The sequence below is a fragment of the Paenibacillus sp. OT2-17 genome, assembly GCF_009827695.1.
GTDB lineage: Bacteria > Bacillota > Bacilli > Paenibacillales > Paenibacillaceae > Paenibacillus > Paenibacillus polymyxa_B.
In genome coordinates, this window is the sequence record NZ_WUDQ01000167.1 from 1 (window position 1) to 7,229 (window position 7,229).

The window sequence follows — 7,229 nt, forward strand, 5'->3', positions numbered from 1 at the left end:
GGTGGCGATAGCGGAGGGGTTCCACACGTACCCATCCCGAACACGACCGTTAAGCCCTCCAGCGCCGATGGTACTTGGACCGCAGGGTCCTGGGAGAGTAGGACGTCGCCAAGCAACAAGTAAAGAGAACCATGATCTCATTGAGATCATGGTTCTCTTTGGTATATTACGGTACAAACCACTTATATAATTGCTTCCATGCTGCGACTCAAAGAGGAGATATGCTCTTGTAAATAGTTATTACCTTTGGAAACGCTTATTTTTAAAGGTTGTCCTTCGTAGGAGTACAGTTGTTTGTACAGGGAAATACTAAAGGTTAGGGCTATTGATGAAGGCTTGACACCCCTATACCGCTTTGCTAAGATTGCAATAATATATTTTCAGAGAGCCTTGATTTGTCCATGTCGGACAGACAACAAGACCAATACAGACTAAACAATTTGAAGGAGGATCATCTTGGTGTGGGAAGATAAATTCGGTAAGGAAGGCCTTACCTTTGACGATGTTTTGCTGGTACCTCGCAAGTCGGTGGTTCTGCCCAAAGAAGTAAGCGTAGCGACTCGTTTGAGTGATAACGTAAAGCTGAATATTCCTTTGATGAGTGCTGGTATGGATACTGTTACTGAGGCAGTGTTGGCAATCGCGATGGCTCGTGAGGGCGGTATCGGTATTATTCATAAAAATATGTCGATTGAACAGCAAGCGGTGGAGGTGGATCGGGTTAAACGTTCGGAGAGCGGTGTTATCACCAATCCATTCTCATTGACTCCGGATCATTTGGTATCCGATGCTGAAGCAGTTATGGGTAAATACCGTATTTCTGGTGTACCTGTTGTAAACGAAGAAAACAAACTGGTGGGTATTATTACTAACCGCGATCTTCGCTTTATTCACGATTTTAACCTTAAAATCAGTGAAGTCATGACGAAGGAAGAACTGGTAACTGCACCTGTAGGTACGACTTTACAGGAAGCGGAAGTCATTTTGCAAAAGCATAAAATTGAAAAGCTCCCTTTGGTCGATGATGAAAATTATCTCAAAGGCCTTATCACCATTAAAGATATTGAGAAAGCTATTCAATTTCCGAACGCAGCGAAAGATGCACAAGGCCGTCTTCTGGTCGGTGCGGCTGTCGGCATTTCCAAAGATACATTTGATCGGACTGAAGCACTTGTAAAAGCTGGTGTGGATATGATTGTTGTGGACTCTGCTCACGGGCATCATATTAACATTATTGAAGCAGTCCGCAAGCTGCGTGAAGCTTATCCTGATCTGACGATTGTAGCAGGTAATGTAGCTACTGGTGACGGAACGCGCGAATTGATTGAAGCTGGAGCATCGGTCGTAAAAGTCGGTATTGGTCCAGGCTCCATCTGTACAACACGCGTAATCGCAGGGATTGGTGTTCCACAAGTAACAGCAATTTATGATTGTGCAACAGTAGCACGTGAATATAATATTCCGATTATTGCAGACGGCGGTATTAAATACTCCGGTGAAATTACAAAGGCCATTGCGGCAGGGGCTTCTGCGGTAATGCTGGGAAGTCTTTTTGCAGGTACGGAAGAAAGCCCAGGCGAATCTGAAATTTATCAAGGACGCCGCTTCAAAGTATATCGTGGCATGGGTTCTATGGCTGCGATGAAGCAAGGTAGTAAAGATCGTTATTTCCAAGATGACGACAAGAAATTGGTACCGGAAGGCATCGAAGGACGTGTTGCTTATAAAGGGCCACTTTCCGACACTGTTCATCAGCTGTTGGGCGGTCTTCGTTCTGGTATGGGTTATTGCGGTACAGCTAATATTGAGGAGCTTCGTAACGATACAAGCTTTATCCGTATTACAGGTGCTGGTCTGCGTGAGAGTCATCCGCATGATGTGCAAATTACGAAAGAAGCACCAAACTACTCTCTATAAAGTTCGGCTGTAGTAGACTTGACGACAGGCAGAGCGTATTTCGCTCTGCCTGTCTTTTTTTAGAGATACCCCTGTGATAGAATAGACAAGTGTCCGCCTTTATGACGAAATAAGTGATGAATTAGGGCACGTAGGTCTTTTGGACGATTCCTACCAGTGAAGAAGATTCGAGCAGGAAATGCTCATGACAGGATACAACTAAGAAAACGAAATAAAACTGGATTTTATAACGTTAAAACATTAACTACATTGGCCAAGTAGAGGCTGTAACCACCGTCTCGTTATACATAGCGGATCGGGTTGAGGTACGAGAGGAGTTTGTATTCATTTGAAAGCGAACAATTTAAAGCAAAATACAAAACGCAGCATGATTAAAAAGAGTGTGACTGCAGTCATGGTGCTTAATATGATGTATATGTCGGCATTGCCTGTTGTAGGCAATTTCGATTCTAGCGTGGCTACTTTTGCAGCTGGAGCGGCAACACAGGCAACCAATATTACGGGGACAGGTTCTATTAACCCCCCTAGTCTGGCACTACGTTCTGCCATTTTGATTGAGCCTTCCACCGGGCAAGTATTGCTGTCTATGAATCCAGATGAGCCACTTCCACCAGCAAGTATGACTAAAATGATGACAGAATACATCGTGGCTGAACAGGTTAAGCAAGGTAAACTTAAGTGGACGGATAAGGTTACGGTTAACGAGAATGCTTCTAAGAGCATTGGATCACGTATTTTTTTGGCTCAAGGGGATCAACATACGGTAGAAGAGCTTTATATTGCAATGGCGGTAGGTTCTGCTAATGACGCCACAGTAGCCCTTGCTGAACGCGTATCCGGAACCGAGCAGGACTTTGTAAAACTAATGAATGAAACAGCTCAGAAAATGGGCATGAAAAATACGTACTTTATCAACTCGACTGGTTTGGACCGTGGTGATATGCCGAAGGGCTTCCAGCCGGATACAGACCGGGAAACTGTGATGACAGCGAGAGATGCAGCTACTCTGGCTGGTTACATCATTAAAGATCATCCGGATTACACGCGATTCACCACAATTCAATCTTACAAATTCCGTCCTACCGACAAGGCGCCGATTATTAACTATAACTGGATGCTAGAAGCAAACAAAAATATTACTAACTTTAGAAAGTTTGCTTACCCAGGTTTAGACGGGATGAAAACAGGCCATACGGCTAATGCTGGCAACTGTTTTACAGGAACCGCTGAACGCAACGGAGTGCGTCTCATCAGTGTAGTTATGGGAGCTGATTCAGATGCACACCGTTTTACAGAGACAGCTAAAGTACTGAACTATGGTTTTGATAACTTTGAAGTGAAGCAGGTTGTTGCTCCAAAGACGGTGGTTAAGGGTGTTGAGAATGTGCCTGTGACCAAAGGTACGGAAACAGAAGTACCGATCGTCACCAAGGATGCAGTAAGCTTTATTGTACCTAAGGGCGCGAGCAATCCTAAGGTAACCTTTACAACGAACATTACACCAGCAAGCTCTCTGGTGGCACCTTTGAAGCAAGGGGCCAAAGTCGGAACAATTACGTACACGTACAAGACAGACGGTGTGGATAAAGGGCAGACAAAAACCGTTGATCTGGTTACTACGACGGCAGTAGAAGAGGGCGGCTGGTTCCGAATGCTTTTCCGGGCAATCGGTGATTTCTTCGGAGATCTGTTCCAAGGAATTAAGAACCTCTTCTAAAAAAGCAAAGCTAGGCGACCTACCTTGTTTTTCATTACTTATTTTGCAGCTTGAAATGATTGTGTATTTGGCATTCGTGCGGTAAAATATTAAGTTAGAATCTAAACGTAACCCTTACAGGAGGCAACGACATGGAAACGGGAACTTCGCGTGTAAAAAGAGGTATGGCAGAGATGCAAAAAGGCGGCGTAATCATGGATGTCATGAACGCTGAGCAGGCTAAAATTGCAGAGGCAGCAGGAGCTACAGCTGTAATGGCTCTTGAACGGGTGCCTTCGGATATCCGTGCAGCTGGTGGGGTTGCTCGTATGGCTGATCCAACGATTGTGGAAGAAGTTATGAAGGTTGTTTCTATTCCTGTTATGGCTAAGGCTCGCATCGGTCACTTTGTAGAGGCAAAGGTACTGGAATCTCTCGGTGTTGACTATCTCGATGAGAGCGAAGTGCTGACACCTGCGGATGAAGTTTTCCATATTGATAAGCGGGAGTTCACCGTTCCATTTGTTTGTGGAGCCAAGGATCTGGGAGAAGCGCTGCGTCGTATTGGTGAGGGTGCATCTATGATCCGTACGAAGGGCGAACCGGGAACTGGGAATATTGTTGAGGCCGTTCGGCATATGCGTTTTATCAATGGTCAAATTCGCAAGGTGCAAAACTTGTCGAAGGACGAGCTGTATGCAGAAGCGAAAAACCTCGGAGTTGCTTATGAACTGCTGTTGGAAGTGCATGAGCTTGGCAAGCTGCCTGTGGTCAACTTTGCAGCGGGTGGTGTAGCGACACCTGCCGATGCCGCGTTAATGATGCATTTAGGCGCTGATGGCGTCTTTGTAGGTTCTGGTATTTTCAAATCGGATAGCCCTGAGAAGTTTGCACGTGCAATCGTGGAAGCGACCACTCATTATACGGATTACAAGCTAATCGCAGAAGTCTCCAAGAATTTGGGAACTCCTATGAAAGGCATTGAAATTTCCAAACTGGCACCGCATGAGCGCATGCAGGATCGTGGTTGGTAAGAAAGAAGGGACCGGCATGAAAATAGGTGTATTGTCGCTGCAAGGCGCTGTAGCTGAACATATACGAAGCGTTGAACGTGCGGGTGCGGAAGGTATAGCGGTGAAGAAGATCGAACAGCTCGATGAGCTGTCCGGTCTTATCATTCCCGGTGGTGAAAGTACCACTATCGGTAAGCTAATGCGCAAGTATAATTTTATAGAGGCTGTACGTCAGTTTTCCAATCAAGGCAAGCCTGTATTCGGTACTTGCGCGGGATTGATTGTACTGGCTAAAACGATTCAAGGACAGGAAGAAGCACATTTGGGACTCATGGATATTACAGTATCGCGTAATGCATTTGGTCGCCAAAGAGAAAGCTTTGAAACAGACTTGAACATTAAAGGGATTGAGGAACCGGTTCGTGCTGTATTTATACGCGCGCCATTAATACAGTCTGTTGGAACGGGAGTAGATGTGCTGTCTGAGTATAACGGCGAGATCGTGGCAGCCCGTCAGGGTCATTTGCTGGCTTCATCCTTCCATCCGGAGTTAACAGACGATTACCGGTTACATCAGTATTTTGTGGATATGGTCCGCGAATAGGGGAAAGTCAGGTTTGTAGTGTAGGAGGGATTACCTGTGTTAGATATAAAGATTTTACGTAATGAGCTTGGTCGGGTTGAGAAAGCTTTGCAGAACAGGGGGAAATCTCTGGATCTGATTAATGGTTTTACAGATCTGGATGTAAGCCGTCGTGAGTTACTACAAGAAAGCGAAGGACTCAAAAATCGTCGGAACGTGGTATCCGGTGAAGTAGCCAAGTTGAAGAAGAATAAGGAAAATGCGGATGATCTGATTGCAGAAATGCGTCAAGTCTCCGATCGTATTAAAGAATTAGATGAGCAAGTACGCGAACTGGAAGTACAGATCGACGAACTGGTGATGTCTATTCCGAATATTCCTAATGAAACAGTACCTGTAGGTGCATCGGAAGAGGATAATGTAGAAATCCGTCGCTGGTCGGAGCCACGCGAGTTTTCTTTTACACCTAAAGCGCATTGGGAATTGGCTCAGGATCTAGATATTCTTGATTTTGAGGCAGCAGCCAAGGTAACGGGTTCTCGTTTTACGTTCTACAAAGGACTGGGAGCAAGATTAGAGCGTGCGCTGATTAACTTTATGATGGATCTGCACAGCAGTGAGCATGGTTATGAAGAAATGCTTCCTCCATACATCGTAAATCGGGACAGCTTGTACGGAACGGGTCAACTTCCGAAGTTTGAAGAAGATTTGTTTAAGCTGCGTGATACTGAGTATTATCTCATTCCTACGGCTGAAGTTCCGGTAACCAACTACCACCGTGAAGAGATCATGAATGCGGAGCAGCTTCCGAAATATTATGTGGCATACAGCTCTTGCTTTCGCTCAGAGGCAGGATCAGCAGGACGTGATACACGTGGCCTGATCCGTCAGCATCAGTTCAATAAGGTAGAGATGCTTAAGCTGGTTCACCCGGATACCTCCTATGAGGAATTGGAGAAAATGACGAATAACGCTGAGCGTGTTTTACAGCTGCTCGGACTTCCATATCGCGTGCTGGCACTTTGCACTGGAGATATGGGTTTTACGTCTGCCAAAACGTACGATCTGGAAGTATGGTTGCCTGAGAGTGGCATGTACCGCGAGATTTCTTCTTGTTCAAACACAGAAGACTTCCAAGCGCGTCGTGCAAACATTCGTTTCCGTCCAGATTCGAAGGCGAAGCCTGAATTTGTACATACGCTGAACGGTTCAGGATTGGCTGTGGGGCGGACTGTGGCTGCTATTTTGGAGAACTATCAGCAAGAGGACGGAAGCATCGTGATCCCAGAAGTGCTGCGTTCATATATGCGAGGCATTGAGGTTATTGCTCCTAAGCAGTAAGTGTTGCATTCTTAGAAATCCTGTGGTAAAATAATTTTGTTGCGCCTGAGTATGTTAAAAGGGAAGCAGCTTTATCCATTTACCACCTGGAGAGGTACCGAAGCGGTCATAACGGGGCGGTCTTGAAAACCGTTAGAGTGCAAGCTCACATGGGTTCGAATCCCATCCTCTCCGCCATATTCTAAATAAACCAAGTCATTCAAATACGATAGCTGATACATTGGCCTTTATAAGCTAATGACCAGGAATCGTGGAGAATGGCTTTTTTGTTGTATAAAAAGCTCGTTTTTTTCACACGTTATCAGATGTGGAGGTGCTGGCATGAATCGAGAAATGACAGTAGACCAGCAAAAGCTGGTAGAGGCCTGGCAGGAACAACTGCCGATTCTTTTGAATTCAGGTGACAAATCACAGGTACAGGCAGATGAAGCCAATAACCGGGCTATACGAATCCACATCGAGGTTGAAGGCCGACAAATGTACTCCTTTGATTTTGCATGTACTTATGTAGACTCCCGGGAAGTACAGGTTAGCTTAGTCGATGTAGAGCGGGACGGACAGTCTGTGGATGAACGAACAGATATCATTCAGCAGTTAGTGTCCGATTATACTCGGCATATTCACCAATGTGCCCAAACATTACAGTCGTTGACGCATTCTTAGGTCATGAAGGAATGAG

The 7,229-nt window shown here is 45.5% G+C and carries 6 protein-coding genes, 1 tRNA gene and 1 rRNA gene; all 8 read left to right on the plus strand.

The window, feature by feature from the left end:
* Positions 1–114 (plus strand): 5S ribosomal RNA (gene rrf / locus GRP75_RS16165); the annotation flags it as partial.
* 345 nt (positions 115–459) lie between these two features.
* Complete coding sequence (gene guaB / locus GRP75_RS16170; RefSeq protein ID WP_013308172.1) at positions 460–1,917, plus strand: IMP dehydrogenase; 1,458 nt, start codon at positions 460–462, stop codon at positions 1,915–1,917.
* A gap of 328 nt (positions 1,918–2,245) precedes the next feature.
* Entirely contained in the window at positions 2,246–3,634 is a 1,389-nt protein-coding gene (locus GRP75_RS16175; protein WP_160789808.1) for a D-alanyl-D-alanine carboxypeptidase family protein, read from the plus strand.
* A 131-nt stretch (positions 3,635–3,765) separates the two neighbouring features.
* Positions 3,766–4,647, plus strand: coding sequence for a pyridoxal 5'-phosphate synthase lyase subunit PdxS (gene pdxS / locus GRP75_RS16180; RefSeq protein WP_025720037.1), 882 nt, complete (start codon positions 3,766–3,768; stop codon positions 4,645–4,647).
* Between the two features lie 16 nt (positions 4,648–4,663).
* A complete protein-coding gene (gene pdxT / locus GRP75_RS16185) occupies positions 4,664–5,230 on the plus strand; it encodes a pyridoxal 5'-phosphate synthase glutaminase subunit PdxT (RefSeq protein WP_053324339.1) in 567 nt (188 codons plus the stop codon).
* 36 nt (positions 5,231–5,266) lie between these two features.
* Positions 5,267–6,550 carry a serine--tRNA ligase gene (serS, locus tag GRP75_RS16190; RefSeq protein WP_025720034.1) on the plus strand — a complete coding sequence of 428 codons (1,284 nt, stop codon included), beginning with the start codon at positions 5,267–5,269 and terminating at the stop codon, positions 6,548–6,550.
* An 88-nt stretch (positions 6,551–6,638) separates the two neighbouring features.
* Positions 6,639–6,727, plus strand: a tRNA-Ser gene (locus tag GRP75_RS16195).
* A gap of 144 nt (positions 6,728–6,871) precedes the next feature.
* Positions 6,872–7,213, plus strand: coding sequence for a hypothetical protein (locus tag GRP75_RS16200; RefSeq protein WP_013308177.1), 342 nt, complete (start codon positions 6,872–6,874; stop codon positions 7,211–7,213).
* Positions 7,214–7,229: the final 16 nt, after the last annotated feature.